At 67.3% G+C, this 16,105-nt stretch carries 14 protein-coding genes, 1 tRNA gene and 2 rRNA genes (1 of these 17 running past the window's edge); 11 read left to right on the top strand and 6 right to left on the bottom strand.

Going from position 1 to position 16,105, the window contains the following annotated elements; genetic code table 11:
• The 3 genes from O3139_RS12455 to O3139_RS12445 form a co-directional block, all read left to right on the top strand.
• A 23S ribosomal RNA gene (locus tag O3139_RS12455) occupies positions 1 to 379 on the top strand (it extends 2,404 nt beyond the left edge of the window).
• A 73-nt stretch (positions 380 to 452) separates the two neighbouring features.
• Positions 453 to 567, top strand: a 5S ribosomal RNA gene (gene rrf / locus O3139_RS12450).
• 64 nt (positions 568 to 631) lie between these two features.
• Positions 632 to 708 (top strand) — tRNA-Met (locus tag O3139_RS12445).
• Between the two features lie 288 nt (positions 709 to 996).
• Here O3139_RS12445 and O3139_RS12440 read toward each other — a convergent pair.
• On the bottom strand, positions 997 to 2,250 hold the full coding sequence (locus tag O3139_RS12440; protein ID WP_269514374.1) for a hypothetical protein: 1,254 nt from the start codon (positions 2,248 to 2,250) through the stop codon (positions 997 to 999).
• Positions 2,251 to 2,367: 117 nt separating this feature from the next.
• Entirely contained in the window at positions 2,368 to 4,305 is a 1,938-nt protein-coding gene (acs, locus tag O3139_RS12435; RefSeq protein ID WP_269514373.1) for an acetate--CoA ligase, read from the bottom strand.
• 124 nt (positions 4,306 to 4,429) lie between these two features.
• Here acs and O3139_RS12430 point away from each other — a divergent pair, with 124 nt between their 5' ends.
• Genes O3139_RS12430 through O3139_RS12415 form a run of 4 tightly spaced genes read left to right on the top strand, consistent with a single transcriptional unit; the run spans position 4,430 to position 8,094 of the window.
• Positions 4,430 to 5,347: a DUF4232 domain-containing protein gene (locus O3139_RS12430; RefSeq protein ID WP_269514372.1), complete on the top strand. Its 918-nt coding sequence runs from the start codon at positions 4,430 to 4,432 to the stop codon at positions 5,345 to 5,347.
• Positions 5,348 to 5,386: 39 nt separating this feature from the next.
• Positions 5,387 to 6,583 (top strand): glycine C-acetyltransferase, encoded by a 1,197-nt coding sequence (locus O3139_RS12425; RefSeq protein ID WP_269514371.1) that lies wholly within the window; start codon positions 5,387 to 5,389, stop codon positions 6,581 to 6,583.
• Between the two features lie 8 nt (positions 6,584 to 6,591).
• On the top strand, positions 6,592 to 7,632 hold the full coding sequence (tdh, locus tag O3139_RS12420) for an L-threonine 3-dehydrogenase (protein ID WP_420022356.1): 1,041 nt from the start codon (positions 6,592 to 6,594) through the stop codon (positions 7,630 to 7,632).
• A 15-nt stretch (positions 7,633 to 7,647) separates the two neighbouring features.
• A complete protein-coding gene (locus O3139_RS12415) occupies positions 7,648 to 8,094 on the top strand; it encodes an opioid growth factor receptor-related protein (RefSeq protein ID WP_269514369.1) in 447 nt (148 codons plus the stop codon).
• Here O3139_RS12415 and O3139_RS12410 read toward each other — a convergent pair.
• A complete protein-coding gene (locus tag O3139_RS12410; RefSeq protein ID WP_269514368.1) occupies positions 8,091 to 9,110 on the bottom strand; it encodes a DNA topoisomerase IB in 1,020 nt (339 codons plus the stop codon). The two genes, O3139_RS12415 and O3139_RS12410, sit on opposite strands and share 4 nt — an antisense overlap.
• Before the next feature lie 91 nt (positions 9,111 to 9,201).
• Between O3139_RS12410 and rlmJ the strand changes: the two genes are divergently transcribed.
• Positions 9,202 to 10,020 (top strand): 23S rRNA (adenine(2030)-N(6))-methyltransferase RlmJ, encoded by an 819-nt coding sequence (rlmJ, locus tag O3139_RS12405; protein ID WP_269514367.1) that lies wholly within the window; start codon positions 9,202 to 9,204, stop codon positions 10,018 to 10,020.
• A gap of 123 nt (positions 10,021 to 10,143) precedes the next feature.
• Here the strand turns inward: rlmJ and O3139_RS12400 are convergent, their stop codons facing one another.
• Positions 10,144 to 10,470, bottom strand: a complete 327-nt coding sequence (locus tag O3139_RS12400) for an antibiotic biosynthesis monooxygenase family protein (RefSeq protein WP_269514366.1) — start codon at positions 10,468 to 10,470, stop codon at positions 10,144 to 10,146.
• A 60-nt stretch (positions 10,471 to 10,530) separates the two neighbouring features.
• Between O3139_RS12400 and O3139_RS12395 the strand changes: the two genes are divergently transcribed.
• Both O3139_RS12395 and O3139_RS12390 read left to right on the top strand, forming a co-directional pair.
• Complete coding sequence (locus O3139_RS12395) at positions 10,531 to 11,259, top strand: glutamine amidotransferase-related protein (protein ID WP_269514365.1); 729 nt, start codon at positions 10,531 to 10,533, stop codon at positions 11,257 to 11,259.
• 78 nt (positions 11,260 to 11,337) lie between these two features.
• Positions 11,338 to 13,836: an ATP-binding protein gene (locus tag O3139_RS12390; protein ID WP_269514364.1), complete on the top strand. Its 2,499-nt coding sequence runs from the start codon at positions 11,338 to 11,340 to the stop codon at positions 13,834 to 13,836.
• Between the two features lie 25 nt (positions 13,837 to 13,861).
• Here O3139_RS12390 and hemF read toward each other — a convergent pair whose 3' ends face one another.
• Together hemF and O3139_RS12380 are read right to left on the bottom strand one after the other, a co-directional pair.
• Positions 13,862 to 14,734, bottom strand: a complete 873-nt coding sequence (gene hemF / locus O3139_RS12385; RefSeq protein WP_269516484.1) for an oxygen-dependent coproporphyrinogen oxidase — start codon at positions 14,732 to 14,734, stop codon at positions 13,862 to 13,864.
• 56 nt (positions 14,735 to 14,790) lie between these two features.
• Positions 14,791 to 15,744, bottom strand: coding sequence for a DUF808 domain-containing protein (locus tag O3139_RS12380; protein ID WP_269514363.1), 954 nt, complete (start codon positions 15,742 to 15,744; stop codon positions 14,791 to 14,793).
• Positions 15,745 to 15,941: 197 nt separating this feature from the next.
• Between O3139_RS12380 and O3139_RS12375 the strand changes: the two genes are divergently transcribed.
• Complete coding sequence (locus O3139_RS12375; protein ID WP_269514362.1) at positions 15,942 to 16,067, top strand: hypothetical protein; 126 nt, start codon at positions 15,942 to 15,944, stop codon at positions 16,065 to 16,067.
• The last annotated feature ends 38 nt before the right edge of the window (positions 16,068 to 16,105 follow it).

Here is a 16,105-nt window from a genome sequence, read left to right as displayed (position 1 = left end):
GGCTCATCACATCCTGGGGCTGGAGCAGGTCCCAAGGGTTCGGCTGTTCGCCGATTAAAGTGGTACGTGAGCTGGGTTCAGAACGTCGTGAGACAGTTTGGTCCCTATCTGCCGTGGGTGTTCGAAGCTTGAGAGGATCTGTCCCTAGTACGAGAGGACCGGGATGGACATACCTCTGGTGGACCTGTCATGGCGCCAGCTGTGCAGCAGGGTAGCTAAGTATGGAATAGATAACCGCTGAAAGCATCTAAGCGGGAAACTAACCTCAAAACAAGGCTTCGCTGAGGATCGTGGAAGACTACCACGTTGATAGGCCAGGTGTGGAAGCGCGGCGACGCGTGAAGCTTACTGGTACTAATAATCCGATCGGCTTGATCGTTTCTCAGCAAAACTCATTCGATTTTTCGAATACGACAATGTCTTCTCGCACAATCTGATATCCGCTTGGTTGACCTGGTGGTTATGTCGGAGGTTCCCCACCCGATCCCATTCCGAACTCGGTCGTTAAGCCCTCCAGAGCCAATGGTACTTCGTCTCAAGGCGCGGGAGAGTAGGTCGCCGCCGGGTCTACCAAGCGGATATCGGATTGTGCGTTTTTCTCGAACATCTTCCTTCACAACGCCGCTCTTGCCGCGGGATGGAGCAGCCCGGTAGCTCGTCAGGCTCATAACCTGAAGGTCGCAGGTTCAAATCCTGCTCCCGCACCCAAGATCTCAAAGCCCCGCCGGTTTCGACCGCGGGGCTTTTTGCTGTGGGCCGCGCGGGATGGATTGGCCCGTTTTCGATCGCGCATCCTCCCCCAGATCCGCGTGGCCGGCGCATGCCCCCGCACACCCGCCGTCCCACCGCCGCTCAGGACTTGCGTACGCTGGCCGCTGTACTCCCGCGGTCGCGGCGAGCGTCCGCAGGCTGCGTCGCCGCATCGGGTTCTGATGGGCGTCGAACGGCGGCGCTGCTGTTCCGGTAGCGGTCGGCGCGCCGACCCTGGCGGAGCGTCTATCGGGCCCGAACGCCCAGGCCACGGGTCAGGCCCCTGGCCCGATCCGCCAGAACGGGAACGCCGTGCTCGCAGGCGGCCTCTGCGGCCTCGGACAGGACGAAGGCCGCCTGGTCGGGCTCGGTGCCCATCAGCTGGCTGCGCGCGATCATCACACGGGCCATGCCGATCTGGTCGATCGCCCATTCGACGGCGGACGGCGGGCCGACGCGCTCGGCCAGGCGACGACGCACGCGGGTCTCGATCCGGGTCAGGGACATGAGGTCGCCCCCGTCCAGCGCCCGCTCGATCTCCCGCGCGATCAGCAGGTCCAGGGCCAGGCCACCCAGGATGGTACCGTGGCCGCTGGTCAAGGCCTCGGCCTGCATCAGGGGTTCGATCGGCGTAACGGGATCGACGGCGCGCGCGACCTGGATGGCGACCCAGTCCATCGGGCTGTGGTCGGGGGTGAACTGATCGGCGGCGGCCTCGAACATCGCGTGGCCCGCCTCGATCGCTCCGGCGTCGTCGGCCATGGTGGCCAGTGCCGACAGGCCGGCACCGCACAGGGCCAGGGCGCGCGCCCGGGTCAGGGGCCGGGTATCGGGCGAGGACGCCTCCACCAGCGCCTTCAGGTCGCGTCCCGCCTGATCCAGCAGGCGCGGATCGCGCTGGACGATGCCGCCTTCCAGCGCCAGGGCGGCGTTGTCCAGGCGCAGATCGTCGACCTCGGTCGGGTTGTGCTTGATCATCGCATGAAGCGCCGCGTCCATCAGGGCGGCTGCGTCCAGCCGGTCGGCGATCGTGTCGCTGAGCCGCGCCTGACGCGCCCGGATGCGGGCGTGGACGCCGGCACTGAAGGCCAGGGTGGCCAGCCGCCTCGGCGCGGTCTCGCGCGCCGAGTTCGCCGCCTCTTCCAGGGCGTCGCGGTCGCCGAACAGATCGAACGACGTCAGCAGGGCCATGGCCCGCGACAGCCCGGCGCGGGCCTGCTCGTCCTCGTTGGTCGTGGCCTTGAAACTGTCGTCGGCGGTGGCAATCGCCTTCCTGATGCTGTCGCGGTGGCCGGTCCGTCGGGCATGCTCGCGCCACAGGATCGAGGCGCGCAGCCAGGTCCGGGCCGGGTGACGGCAGGATACGCGGCCGCCGTCGGTGGTCAGGGCGCGCGCCTCGATGGCCAGCAGATCGACGCCGATCAGTTCCAGCCAGCCGAGTTCGTCGCTGTCGCGCGCCTCGCCGAACAGCTTCCGGATGTCCCTGCCGAATTCGAACATGGCCACGTCCTTGTCTCCACCTGTCCCGCGCCGGGACCGATCCGTCTCTTCTGCACCCCTCCTAGCAAGCACGACGCCGCCCGGACGTTCCAGCCCCGTCGCGAAAATTCCAACGGGTCAGCCCGTCCGGTTTTTCACGAGATCGTCCACGACCGCCGGATCGGCAAGGGTCGAGGTATCGCCGAGCGCGGTCAGGTCGTTCTCGGCGATCTTTCGCAGGATGCGCCGCATGATCTTGCCCGATCGGGTCTTGGGCAGGCCGGGGGCCCACTGGATGGCGTCGGGCGCAGCGATGGGGCCGATCTCTTTCCTGACATGGGCGACCAGGGTCTTTTTCAGATCGTCGTGCGGCTCGACCCCGGCGTTCAGGGTGACATAGGCGTAGATGCCCTGGCCCTTGATGTCGTGGGGAAAACCGACGACCGCCGCCTCGGCCACGTCGTCGTGCAGGACCAGGGCGCTCTCGACCTCCGCCGTGCCCATCCGGTGGCCCGAGACGTTGATGACGTCGTCGACCCGGCCGGTGATCCAGCAGTAGCCGTCCTCGTCCCGGCGGCAGCCGTCGCCGGTGAAATACTTGCCGGGATAGGTCGAGAAATAGGTGTCGAAGAACCGCTGGTGGTCGCCCCAGACCGTCCGCATCTGGCCCGGCCAGCTGTCGGTGATGCACAGGTTGCCGGACGTGGCACCTTCCAGCACGACACCTTCGGCATCGACCAGCTCCAGCTCTACGCCGGGCAATGGCTTCGTCGCTGAGCCGGGCTTCAGGTCCGTGGCACCGGGCAGAGGGGCGATCAGGGCACCGCCCGTCTCGGTCTGCCACCAGGTGTCGATGATCGGCAGCCGGCCCTCGCCGACCACCTCGTGATACCAGCGCCAGGCCTCGGGATTGATCGGTTCGCCGACCGTGCCGAGCAGGCGCAGCGACTTGCGGCTGGACGATTTCACCGGCTCGTCGCCGTCCCGCATCAGGGCCCGCAGCGCCGTGGGCGCGGTGTAGAAGATCTCGACCTGGTGCTTGTCCACGACCTGCCAGAAGCGGCGGTTGTCGGGATAGTTGGGCACCCCCTCGAACATCAGGGTCGTCGCCGCATTGGCCAGGGCCCCATAGACGACATAGGAGTGACCTGTGACCCAGCCGACGTCCGCAGTGCACCAGAAGACCTCGCCGGGCCGATAGTCGAAGACCAGTTCGTGGGTATAGCTGACCCAGAACAGGTATCCGCCGGTGGTGTGCAGGACACCCTTGGGCTTTCCGGTCGAGCCCGAGGTGTAGAGGATGAACAGCGGGTCCTCGGCGTTCATCGGCTCGCACGGACAGGCGTCGGAAACGCTCTGACTGGCCTCGCCGTAGCGGACGTCGCGGCCGGGCGTCATCGGCACATCGGCGTTGGTATGGCTGACGACCAGGACGGTCTCCACGCCCGGGACCTTTTCCAGCGCCGCGTCGACATTGGCCTTCAACGGGACCCGCTTGCCGGCGCGCAGGCCCTCGTCGGCGGTGATGACGAATTTCGATCCGCAATCCTCGATCCGCCCGGCGATGCTGTCGGGGGAGAAGCCCCCGAACACGACCGAATGGATCGCCCCGATGCGGGCACAGGCCAGCATGGCGACGGCGGCCGCCGGGATCATGGGCAGGTAGATGGTGACGCGATCGCCCTTCCGGACCCCCAGGTCCTTCAGCACATTGGCCATGCGGCACACCTCGCGGTGCAACTCGGCATAGGTCAGGTGGCCGGATCGGGCGGGGTCGTCGCCCTCCCAGATGATGGCGGTCTGGTCGGCCCGCTCGGGCAAATGCCGATCGACGCAGTTGAAACAGACATTCAGCACGCCGTCGGCGAACCAGCGGATGCGGAAGTCGTCCTTGCTGAAGGAAACGTCCTTGATGATCGTGGGTGGGGTCATCCAGTCCAGCCGCTTTGCCTGCTCGCCCCAGAAGGCGTCCGGCGTTTCGCGGGCGGCGATCCGGGCAATCTCATAGGCGGCGGCGTCCATATGCGCACGCCCGGCCCAGTCGGCGGAAACGGGATACAAGTCGCGGTCGGTCATGGCGGTCTCCTGGCGTCAACCTAACGGCTGGCGAGGCACGCGAACAAGCGATCTTGCAGCATCCATAACGGTGGAGCTTTTGTCGGCTGGTCACGTTAACCTTCGACCATCACCGGGGATCGCCATGTCTGCTCAACATCTCGTCGCCTTTGGTCTGGTCGGCGCGCTGGCGCTTTCGGCCTGCGATAGGCCCGCGGAGCCGACGGAGCCCGCGACCCCCGTGGTCGGCGCGCCGACGCCAGCAGGGCCCACGGCCCCGGCCATCGACTATGCCTGCGAGAGCGGCCAGACGGTCAGTCTGCAATATCCCGACACGGCCACGGCGCAACTGACCTACAAGGGGCAGGCCTATCCCCTGCGGCTGGTGCCGTCCGGAAGCGGCGCGCGCTACGCCGGGTCGGGCCTGGAGTGGTGGATCGCCACGCGCGACGGTCAGGAAAGCGCGACGCTGAGCCGCCTGGGTCCGAACGACGACGTCGGCGTGGCCGTGCTGGAGCGATGCAGCCGTCCCTCGGCCAACCCCGCGCTGCCGGTCCCGGGACCTTCGCAGCCGCCGGTTCCTGCTCCGGGCGGGGTCCTGCCGGCAGCAACGCCCTGTCAGGCGGCGAACCTGCGCCTCGGTGCCGCGGGCGGCGACGCCGGTGCCGGCAATCGCGTCGGGATCATCAGCGTGCTGAACACCGGCCCGGCGGCCTGCGGGCTGGCCGGCTATCCGGCGCTCGGCCTTCTTGGGGCGCAGGGTCGCCCGATCACGACGTTGCGGATCGATCAGAACCCGAACACCGCGACGCCTGTGACAATCCCGACGAACGGCCGGGCCTATTTCGACGTCGCCTGGAGCGTGGTGCCCGATGAGGGTGCCGGCCAGACGGTGTGTCCTTCGGTCACCCGGATCGCTGTGCGCGTTTCGGGCAGTCCGACGCCGCTGACTCTGGCCATGGCGTTCCAGCCCTGCGGCGCGAGGATACGGGTCAATCCCTATCGTGCCTCGGCCGATCCGGCGGATGCGCCGGCGCCGATCCCGGCCTCGGCGACGACCTGACGGCTTTCCCCCATCCGGGTGAGGGGGTATGACGCGCCGATGCAGACCGCCCGTTTCCACGCCCGCATCGCGGCCGAGCTTTCCGATATCGACGCCCAGGGGCTGACCAAGCCCGAGCGGATCATTCAGTCCCGTCAGGGGCCAGTGATCGAGGTGGGCGGGCGGCGCGTACTGAACTTCTGCGCCAACAACTACCTGGGTCTGGGCGGCGACGACCGGGTGGTTGCGGCGGCCAATGCGGCGACGGAAAAGCGGGGTGCGGGCACGGCCTCGGTGCGGTTCATCTGCGGTACGCTGGACATCCACAAGGAACTGGAACGGGCCGTCGCCGACTATCTTGGCTTCGAGGATTCGATCCTGTTCGCTGCTGCATTCGACGCCAACGGCGGGCTGTTCGAGCCGCTGTTCGGGGCCGAAGATGCGATCGTTTCGGACAGCCTGAACCACGCCTCGATCATCGACGGAGTGCGCCTGTGCAAGGCGAAGCGCTACCGGTTCGCCAACTCCGACATGGCCGATCTGGAGGCGCAGCTGAAAGCGGCGCGCGCGGATGGTGCGCGGGACATTGTCATCGCCACCGACGGGGCGTTCTCGATGGACGGCTATATCGCCAGGCTGGACGAAATCCGGGTGCTGGCCGACCGGTATGGCGCGCTGATCATGGTCGACGACTGCCACGCGACGGGTTTTCTGGGCCCGCAAGGCAAGGGCTCGTATGCGCACCACAGCGTGAAGGTCGACTTCGTCACCGGCACCTTCGGCAAGGCTCTGGGCGGGGCCATGGGCGGCTTCATCTGTGCGACGTCGGAGGTTGTGCAACTGCTGAAGCAGCGGGCACGGCCCTATCTGTTCTCGAACGCCCTGGCCCCCGGAGTCTGCGGCGCCTCGCTGGAGGCGATCCGCATCGCCCAGGGCCCCGAGGGCGATGCCTTGCGGACCCGGCTCACCGCCAATGCCGCCCGCTTCCGTGGTGCGATGACCGAGGCGGGCTTTGACCTGCTGCCCGGTCAGCACCCCATCGTGCCCGTCATGCTGGGCGATGCGAAGCTGGCCCAGACGATGGCGGCGCGGATGCTGGAGCTGGGCGTCTATGTGATCGGGTTCAGCTTCCCGGTGGTGCCGCGCGGTGCCGCCCGCATCCGCACCCAGATGTCGGCGGCGCACACCTTCGAGCACATCGATCAGGCGGTGACCGCCTTCACGACCGCAGGCAGGGAACTGGGAGTTATCGCATGACCACCACCATGAAGGCCCTGGCCAAGATGCGTCCCGAGGTGGGTCTCGAGCTGATCGACGCGCCCATCCCCGTGGCGGGACCGGAGGACGTGCTGATCCGCGTGCACCGCACTGCGGTCTGCGGCACCGACATTCACATCTGGAATTGGGACGAGTGGTCACAGAAGAACGTGCCGACGCCGATGATCACCGGGCACGAGTTCAGTGGCGAGATCGTCGCCATCGGCTCGGACGTCCAGCGCCCGCTGAAGATCGGCCAGCGGGTGTCGGCCGAGGGGCACGTCATCGACCTGAACTCGGAAGCGGCGCGCGCCGGACATTTCCACCTCGACCCACACACGCGCGGCATCGGCGTGAACCGTCAGGGTGCCTTCGCCGAGTTCGTCGTGGCTCCGGCGTTCAATGTGATCGAGCTGCCCGACGATGTGTCGTATGAGGTCGCTGCGATGCTCGATCCGTTCGGCAATGCGGTGCACACGGCGCAGCAATTCGACCTGCTGGGCGAGGACGTGCTGGTCACCGGTGCCGGCCCGATCGGCATGATGGCGGCCGCCGTCGCGCGCCATGCGGGAGCCCGAACCGTCGTGCTCACCGACATCAACGACTTCCGCCTGGAGCTGGCCAGCAAGGTCGCACCGGGGGTCCGTACGGTGAACACCACGAAGGAGGACCTGCACGACGTGATGAAGGAACTGGGCCTGAAGGTCGGCTTCGACGTGGCGCTGGAGATGTCGGGATCGCCCGTCGCCTTCAGGCAGTGTGTCGACACCCTGATCATGGGCGGCGGCATGGCGCTGCTGGGCATTCCGTCGAGGCCGATGGAGACGGACTGGGGCGCGATCATCCTGAAGGCCCTGACCATCAAGGGCGTCTACGGGCGCGAGATGTTCACGACCTGGCGCAAGATGCTGGGTCTGTTGAAGGCAGGGCTGGACCTTGAGCCCCTGATCACTCACCGTCTAGCTTACGACCGTTACCGCGAGGGATTCGACGCCATGAAGTCGGGTCTGTCGGGCAAGGTCATTCTTGACTGGGACAAGGCAGCCTGACTGCCTAGGGGCTGAATGAGCGCTATCGTCGATTTCCTGAAAGGGGCGGGAACCGACGGTGCCGGTCGGACGGTGTTCGAGGTCGTGGCGATGAGCGATTCTGACATCGAGCGTATCCACGACTTCATCCAGTGGCTGTTCCCGCTGGACGCCCCCTCCGGGGCAAACCGGAATGCGCCTGTGGTGTCTGCCGGGGATGTGGAGGCGATCCATGCCTCGGGCCTTGCCCAGATCGCTCTGGCCGCGGCGACGGACCGGATGGCGCACTTCTATCAGCGCAACGATCACTGGCTGGTGGCGCACGATCACAACCACCTTCGGATCACGCGGATCATCAAATCGCTGCGGCTGCTGCGCGGGCCGGACGAGGCTGATGACTTTCGCCGGATCATCCTGAGGCGGGACGATGAGGCCGGGCGGCCGGTCAGCCCGGGCAGCCGACGCTACTGGATCGACAGCTAGGCCCTCAGCACCTTCATCAGGGCGGCCTCGAACCCCTGGGTGTCGGAGCCGGGCAGGAGGTTGCCGATCCGGCCGCTTTCGTAGAGCGCGAACACGGTCGGGTGGACGTAGGCGCTGCGGCACACTGTCGGGGTGTTGCCCAGCAGGCCGGCGACAGCCTTAACGCAGACGGTGATCTTCTTCTTGCCGTCGGTGGGCGAGGTTGGCGGGTCCATGTCGCGCAACGCCCGGGCGGCCGAGACGGTGCCGGCCCATGTGCGGAAGTCCTTGGCGGAGAACTGGTCGCCCATGGCGTCGCGGATATAGGCGTTGACGTCATCGGAGGTGATGGGGACCAGGGTGCCCGTCTCGTCGCGATACTTGAACAGTTGCTGGCCGGGCAGCTCGCGCAAGCCGCGGACGACGGCGGCCAGTCGTCGGTCCCTGATGCTGACCTTGTGATCCACGCCGCTCTTGCCTCGGAAGGCGAAGGAGAGCCCCGCACCATCGACCTCCAGGTGGCGCTTGTGCAGGGTGGTCAGGCCATAACTGCGGTTCTGTCTGGCGTATCGGGCATTGCCGACGCGGATCAGGGTGATCTCGAGCAGGCGGACGGCGGTGGCCAGGACCTTCTTGCGGCCGGGCCCGCGTGAGGACAGGTCGGTCTCGACCCGGTCGCGGAGCCTGGGCAGGGCACGGGCGAAGGCGGGCATCTTGTCGAACTTGTCGCCCGCGCGATGGCTGCTCCAGTCGTCGTGATAGCGGTACTGCTTGCGGCCCTTCGCATCCCGGCCGGTCGCCTGGATGTGTCCGGTTGCCTGCGGGCAGATCCAGACGTCGGCCCAGGCGGGCGGGATGGCCAGCAGGCGGATGCGGTCCAGAACCGGCCTGTCCCTGACGACCTTGCCGTCGGCATCGCGGATGGAGAAACCCTTGCCGGAGCGGACGCGGGTCAGGCCGGGGAACTGGTCGCTGCCGTAGGTCAGGCCACCGGGGACCTTGGCGGCGGCGGTGAGGGGGTGGCTGCCGTCGGGCATCGGGCGCAGTCTCCGGATCAGGAACGGCGAACGTCGCGTCGGGCTGCACGGTTCCTCTTGACCCGGACGGTGTCGAGGGTGACGCAGGGCCATGAACTATCGTCACAGCTTTCACGCCGGGAATTTCGCCGACCTGGTCAAGCACGCCCTGGTGCTGTGGCTTTTGCGCGAGCGGCAGAGGGTCGGGCCGGTGGTCGTGCTGGATACCCATGCGGGGGCGGGGCTCTATGACCTTACCGGCGATGCCACCCGGTCGCGCGAGGCGGAGGCGGGTGTCGAGCGGCTGATGGCGGCGGTGGACCGCCCCCCCCTGATCGAGGCGCTGGCGCGGGAGGTGGCGGCGCTGAACCCCGCAGGCGGGGTGCGGTTCTATCCGGGGTCGCCCGTGCTGATCGCGCGGGCCCTGGGGGTCGACGACGCCTATGTCGGTTTCGAGCTCCGCGAAGAGGTTGCGGGGCTGTTGCGTGAGAGCCTGTCCGCATTCGCCCGGACGCGGGGCGAAATCGGGGATGGCTATGAGCGGGTCTTGGCCGAGGCGAAGCAGACGCGGGCACCGCTGGTCCTGATCGACCCTCCCTTCGAGCGGCCCGACGATTACCTGCGCGCGGCCGAGACCGCCGGGGCGATCATCAGGGCAGATCCGGAAGCGATCGTGGCGATCTGGACGCCGCTGAAGGATATGGAGACCTTTGACGGCTTCCTGCGTCGGCTGGCGACGGAAAGCGGAGCCCCGACCCTTGTGGCCGAGGCGCGGCTGAGGCCGCTGACCAATCCAATGAAGATGAACGGCTGCGCCATGGTCGTCGTCCGTCCGCCGGAGGGGGCCGCGGCGGCGGCCTCCGAGATTTGTAGCTGGGTCGCGGCGAGCCTGGGCGAGACCGGCGCGAAGGCGGCGGTCTGGCGGGTCTGAGCCGAACTCAAAACAGCGTCCGACCCGTCCGACCTTCCGGGCCAGGGCCCCGATGAGTCCATTTCGTCAATGCCCGTTGCGCGACATGCCCATCACGCGGCTACGTCAGATTCGGACGCAGGCCTATTGGATGACCTCGCCCGCCTCGTAGAGGTGGGGTTCGAACGTGGCGATGGCCATAATGGGGCTCATGGCCGCGACGACAGCGGGGTTGCGGGTCATGGCCTTCCAGTCGGCGGCGGAGCGCCAGACGGCGTGGTTGGCCACGGTCTTTCCGTTCAGGCCCCGGTGCAGGGTGGCGGAGACGAAGCCCGGCAGGCCGACCTGGACGCGGGTCATTTCAGCCAGCAGGTCCAGCAGGTCGTCCTGCCGGTCGGGCTGGACCTTGAAGACATTGATCAGCACCACCGGGACGGTATCGGCGTCATTCGTCGGCGTGGCATCGGTCATGGCGGTGATCTAGCGCGAATGGACTTGTCCCGCCATCGGACTTCGGGTCCCTATGGCGCCATGAAGCCCATCGCCATTCTGGAAACCGGCAGGCCGCCCGAGGCCCTGGTCGACGCATTCGACGACTATCCGGCGCGTTTCCGGGCCCTGCTGGGCGAGGGGGTGGCGACGGTGCGGTTCGACGTCCAGGCCGGTCGGCTGCCGGCGGATCCCGAGGCGTTCCAGGGCGCGATCGTGACGGGCTCGGCCGCCGGTGTCTATGACGACCTGCCCTGGATATCGCCCTTGCTGGACTGGCTGAGGGCCGCACGGGGGCGGACCCGGCTGGTCGGGATCTGCTTCGGACACCAGGCGATGGCGCAGGCCTTTGGCGGGCGGGTCGACAAGTCGGACAAGGGCTGGGGGATTGGCCTTCACCGCTATGAGGTGACCGCGCAGGAGCCGTGGATGTTCCCTCGCGCGACCTCGATCGCTATTCCAGTCTCGCATCAGGACCAGGTGATCGTCGCGCCGGCGGACGCGCGGGTGATCGCGGCCAGCGATTTCACCCCCTATGCCGGTCTGGCCTGGGATGACGCCATGTCGTTCCAGTGTCATCCGGAATTCCAGCCGGACTATGCCGCCGCCCTGATCGAAAGCCGACGCGGCACGCGGATTCCGGAGGCCCTGGCGGACGAAGCGGTGGCCAGTCTGGCGCGGGCGAACGACCGTGCGGTGCTGACGGCGTGGATAAGGGCGTTCCTTATGCTGACGCCGCCACCCGTGGAAGATCAGGGCAGCGGCATCTGAGGCCGGGCCGATCCGTCCTACTGCAACGGTTACTCAATCTCTCTGGTGTCAGATGGCAGCCTCGGGATTGGGGATTGCATGTTTTCATACCGCATCTTGTTGGCAGTCCTGGCGTTGACGTTCGCCGGGGCCGCAGGATTCCCGGCCCGAGCCGAGGCCCCGGAGGGCATCGCGCCGCAGAGCGAGGATGCCGAGGGCCTGGCCCGCTTCGTGGAACAGCGGGCATCCTCGACCAGTTTCACCGCGCTTGAGGCCTTTGGACAGCGCGCCGCCACGCGTCATGACCGCGAGGGGCTGAACCGGCTCTATCACGTCACCTGGACCGTTCTGAACCAGGGCCAGTTCGAACGGGCCAAGGCCTGGAACGATCATCTGGCCAGGGCGGCCGCCGATCAGAACGATGCCCGCTACGTGGACATCGCGGCGCTGAATGCCCTGGCCAACCGCTACGATCAGGGGGAAATCGGCGTAAGCTCCCAGATGGCCGAGTATGCCCGCAGCGGCCGGGACTGGTTCGTTCGCGCGCACGGCGCGCGCCTGACCGCTCTGACCCTGGTGGATCAGGGTCAGATCGGTGAGGGTCTGCGGCTTCTGGCCCACGCCCAAGCGGAGGTCCCCGCAGGCGACCCCTATGCCGCCACGGCCCTTGCCGGCATCTGGGAGGTCGTCGGCATGGCGCTGAAGGACATCGACGATGTCCAGGGCGCGACCGCCGCCTTCCGCAAGTTCGAGATCGACTATTCCAACCCGGCGTATCCGCGGCCGGATTTCGACAGCCTGTACAACCTCACCAAGATGTCGCTGCGGATGGGTGACCTGGCGCATGCCCGGCAGTTCGCGGCGGCCCATCATGCCGTCGCGGCACGCTCCGACCTCGACACCCTGCCCATGTACGATGCCGCCCTGTGTGCGCTGGTTGCAGACTCCAGCCGGAACTCGCCCGGTGTCCTGTCCTGCCTGTCCGCCTATGGCGAGACCCTGGGCGATGCCGGCTTTCTGGCGCTCGATGTCCTGCCGTTGCGGGCCAAGGCCCGGGCGCGGCTCGGCGATATTGCCGGTGCACGCCGAGACCTGACGACCCTGCGCTCGCTTGAGGATCAGGCCGGCGGAAGCTCCCGGGTTCGGGAGGTCGAGGCTGAAATCCTGCAGGCGCGGGGCCAGTCGGCCGAGGCCTATCGCCTGCTGCAGGCCTATGAAGCCGACAAGGATGTGGCGACCGCGCGCGCCTTTGCGGCCGGCGTGCACCAGGTCACCGGCGATATGCAGCAGCAGTTGGCGGAGCGACGTGGCCAACTGGACATGGCCCGGGCCAAGACCCGGCTGCAATGGATGGTCATGGCGATCGGTGTGATCCTGCTGGCCGTCTTCATCGCGGGCCTGTTCTGGCAACTGCTGCAAGGCCGTCGCCTGAAGGCCGCGCAGGAACGGGCCGAAGCCGCCAATCGCGCCAAGTCCGAGTTTCTGGCCAATATGAGCCACGAGATCCGAACCCCCTTGAACGGGGTGGTGTCGATGGCGGATGCCCTGTCGCGGCGGGACCTGGACAGCAATGCTCATCAGATGGTCGATCTGATCCGCTCGTCCGGATCGACGCTGGAGCGGTTGCTGAGCGATATCCTGGACAGCGCCAAGATCGAGGCCGGTCGGGTGACGCTGGAGCCGACCGTGTTCGACCTGAAGCACACGGTCAACGACATCGCCCTGATGTGGCGGGCCAAGGCCGAGGACAAGGGCGTGGCCCTGGTGTTCGACATGGACCCGACGGCCCCCAAGTGGGTCAGGGGGGACGCCGTGCGGCTGCGCCAGGTGCTGACCAATCTGGTGTCCAACGCCCTGAAGTTCACAGAGGCCGGCACGGTCACACTGTCGGTGAAGGTCGCCACTGCCGGTCGCATCGGTTTCTCGGTCCGCGACACGGGCATGGGCTTCGACGCCGAGCAGAAGGCGCGCATCTTCCAGCGCTTCCAACAGGCCGACGGCTCGATCACGCGGCGCTTCGGTGGCACCGGCCTGGGTCTGGCAATCTCCACTGCCCTCGTCGAGCTGATGGGCGGCGAACTGGATTGCGACAGCGCGGCGGGCGAGGGCGCGGTGTTCCGTTTCGAAATCGACCTGCCCGAGACGGCGGCACCGGTCGCGGCCGTGGCGAGCGTCGGGAGTGCCAGTGACATCGCGGGTCTGCCGCTGCGTGTCCTGCTGGCCGACGACCATCCGGCGAATCGCAAGGTGGTCGAGATCATGCTGTCCGCCACCGCGATGGACCTGACCACCGTGGAGGACGGCCGTCAGGCGCTGGAACTCTTCATGACCGAGGATTTCGACCTGGTCCTGATGGACATGCAGATGCCGGTGATGGACGGGTTGAGCGCGACCACGGCGATCCGGGCCTTCGAGGCCGCCGCCGGGCGCACGCCGACGCCGGTCCTGATGCTGACCGCCAACGCCATGGCCGAGCATGTGGCCCAGAGCCTGGCGGCCGGGGCCGACGGTCACCTGACCAAGCCGATCACCTTGACGAGCCTGTTCGCCGCGATGACGGCCGCCCTGGCCGAAGAGGACCGTCGGGCGGTCGCCTAGAGGCCTTGAATCAGGCTCTTAAGTCCTACGGCCATTTCACCACGGGCGGCATGGAACTGAGGATCGATTCGACGTTGCCGCCAGTCTTCAGGCCAAAGGTCGTGCCGCGGTCGTAGAGCAGGTTGAACTCCACATAGCGGCCGCGGCGGATCAGCTGCTCCTCTCGTTCGTCGGCGGTCCAGGCCTCGGTCATGCGCCGCTCGACGATGGCGGCATAGGTGTCGATGAAGGCCATGCCGACGTCGCGGGTGAAGGCGAAGTCCTTTTCATAGTCGCCCGAGTCGTGGTGGTCGTAGAAGATTCCGCCGATGCCGCGCATCTCATTGCGGTGCGGCAGCATGAAATACTCGTCGCACCACTTTTTGTATTTCGAATACCAGGTCGGGTCGTGGGCGTCGCAAGGGCGGCGCATACCGGCATGGAAGGCGACCGTGTCCGGGGCCTCCTGCGTGCGTTCGACATCCAGTACCGGCGTCAGATCGGCCCCGCCGCCGAACCAGCTTCTGGTCGTGGCGATGAAGCGGGTGTTCATGTGCACGGCCGGCACCTTCGGGCTGACCGGATGACAGATCAGGCTGATGCCGGTGGCGTAGAAGCGGGGATCTTCCTCCGCGCCCGGCACCGACCTGGCGTAGTCGGCAGGGAAGGTGCCGTGGACGGTCGAGACATGGACGCCGACCTTCTCGAACAGGCGGCCGTGCATCATGCCCATGACGCCGCCGCCGCCTTCATGCCGGGTCCAGGGTGTGCGCACGAATCGGGCCGGCTCGCCGGGGAAGAGGTCGGCGGGGGCTGCGTCTTCCAGCTGTTCGAAGCGGGCGTGGATGCGGTTGCGCAGTTCCTCGAACCAGGCGCGGGTTTCGGTCTTCTTCAGATCCAGCGGGTCGGTGTCGGGCAGGGGGGCTTGGCTCATGGTGCGGATTTCAATCACGGTTCGCTGCGTTCGTCACCCGATCAATGCGCCGCCCCGGCGGGCTTCCTACGCAGCTTGCCGACCTGATGCACCACGACGGCCAGGACGGCACCGATGGCGATACCCACGATGGCCGAGCCGACGGCGGTGACCAGCCACGACACGACGGGACCGGCAAAGGCGACGGCCGCGCCTGCGGCGACCGAGGCGTGGTGGATCGTCTCATCGGGCCAGGCGAAGCCGAGTTCGTGCGCGCCGTGCACCAGGATGCCGCCCCCGACCCACAGCATGGCGGCGGTGCCGACGCTCGAGATGAAGTCCATGACCATCGGCATGCCCTTGACCAGGCCACGCCCGAGCCCGCGCAGGCCGGCCGACTGGCCCCGGGCCAGGTGCAGGCCGATGTCGTCCATCTTCACGATCAGGCCGACGACGCCATAGACGCCCGCCGTGATGCCCAGACCGACAAGGGCCAGCACGATGCCCTGCGTCAGGATGGGGCTGTCGGCCACGTCGGCGAGGGCGATGGCCATGATCTCCGCGGACAGGATCAGATCCGTGCGGATCGCGCCCGACACCTTGGCGGCCTCCAGCGCGGCCGGGTCGTCGACGACTTCCTCTGTCGCCTCGTGATGGCCGCCGCCGAAGGCCTCCATCAGTTTTTCCGCTCCCTCGAAACACAGATAGGCCCCGCCACACATCAGCAGAGGCGTGATGGCCCAGGGCGCGAAAGCACTGAGGACCAGGGCGGCCGGCAGCAGGATCAGCAGCTTGTTGCGGACCGAGCCCAGGGCGATCTTCCAGATGATCGGCAGTTCGCGTGCAGGGGACAGGCCGGTGACGTAGCGCGGGGTGACGGCCGTATCGTCCACGACGACGCCCGCGGCCTTGGCGCTGGCCTTGCCCGCGGCCGCGCCGACGTCGTCGATCGAGGCGGCGGCCAGTTTGGCGATGCCGGCGACGTCGTCCAGCAGGGCGGCAAGTCCGGAGGGCATGAACACACGACGCAAGGAAGGGGAGAAGACGTCCACCGTGGCATGATTGGGTGTCGCGCGCCAAGCGGGCGCGGGGGCCGCCTTCAATAGGTCATGGCCGCAGGCGGCGACCCCGGGGCGAAAGGCGTCTGCGACAGGCCGCCGCGTGACATCGCGGACGGTGGCCGGCAACTGTCAAGGTTCGCTAGGCCTCGGGCATGCCCCAGAAAGACGATATCCCCGCGAGTGTGCGGGCCCTGGCCCGCAACTTCGGCTGTTTGCTCTACCCGGTGGGGCTGGGGATCGTCGTTGCGCTGGCGCTGTTGATCAGGTCGCTGGTCTGAAGCACAGATGGAATGAGCCAAGCGGGGCGCTTTGCGTT

The sequence above is a fragment of the Brevundimonas subvibrioides genome (assembly GCF_027271155.1).
Classification (GTDB): domain Bacteria; phylum Pseudomonadota; class Alphaproteobacteria; order Caulobacterales; family Caulobacteraceae; genus Brevundimonas; species Brevundimonas subvibrioides_D.
Note: the sequence above shows the minus strand (reverse complement) of the source record. Positions and strands in the feature narration are given on the sequence as shown.

Excerpts from the sequence above, each read along its gene's own strand:
- O3139_RS12440 (WP_269514374.1), bottom strand. The coding sequence starts at position 2,250 with ATGTTCGAATTCGGCAGGGACATCCGGAAGCTGTTCGGCGAGGCGCGC.
- acs (WP_269514373.1), bottom strand. The coding sequence starts at position 4,305 with ATGACCGACCGCGACTTGTATCCCGTTTCCGCCGACTGGGCCGGGCGT.
- O3139_RS12430 (WP_269514372.1), top strand. The coding sequence starts at position 4,430 with ATGTCTGCTCAACATCTCGTCGCCTTTGGTCTGGTCGGCGCGCTGGCG.
- O3139_RS12425 (WP_269514371.1), top strand. The coding sequence starts at position 5,387 with ATGCAGACCGCCCGTTTCCACGCCCGCATCGCGGCCGAGCTTTCCGAT.
- tdh (WP_420022356.1), top strand. The coding sequence starts at position 6,592 with ATGAAGGCCCTGGCCAAGATGCGTCCCGAGGTGGGTCTCGAGCTGATC.
- O3139_RS12415 (WP_269514369.1), top strand. The coding sequence starts at position 7,648 with ATGAGCGCTATCGTCGATTTCCTGAAAGGGGCGGGAACCGACGGTGCC.
- O3139_RS12410 (WP_269514368.1), bottom strand. The coding sequence starts at position 9,110 with ATGCCCGACGGCAGCCACCCCCTCACCGCCGCCGCCAAGGTCCCCGGT.
- rlmJ (WP_269514367.1), top strand. The coding sequence starts at position 9,202 with ATGAACTATCGTCACAGCTTTCACGCCGGGAATTTCGCCGACCTGGTC.
- O3139_RS12400 (WP_269514366.1), bottom strand. The coding sequence starts at position 10,470 with ATGACCGATGCCACGCCGACGAATGACGCCGATACCGTCCCGGTGGTG.
- O3139_RS12395 (WP_269514365.1), top strand. The coding sequence starts at position 10,531 with ATGAAGCCCATCGCCATTCTGGAAACCGGCAGGCCGCCCGAGGCCCTG.
- O3139_RS12390 (WP_269514364.1), top strand. The coding sequence starts at position 11,338 with ATGTTTTCATACCGCATCTTGTTGGCAGTCCTGGCGTTGACGTTCGCC.
- O3139_RS12380 (WP_269514363.1), bottom strand. The coding sequence starts at position 15,744 with ATGCCCTCCGGACTTGCCGCCCTGCTGGACGACGTCGCCGGCATCGCC.
- O3139_RS12375 (WP_269514362.1), top strand. The coding sequence starts at position 15,942 with ATGCCCCAGAAAGACGATATCCCCGCGAGTGTGCGGGCCCTGGCCCGC.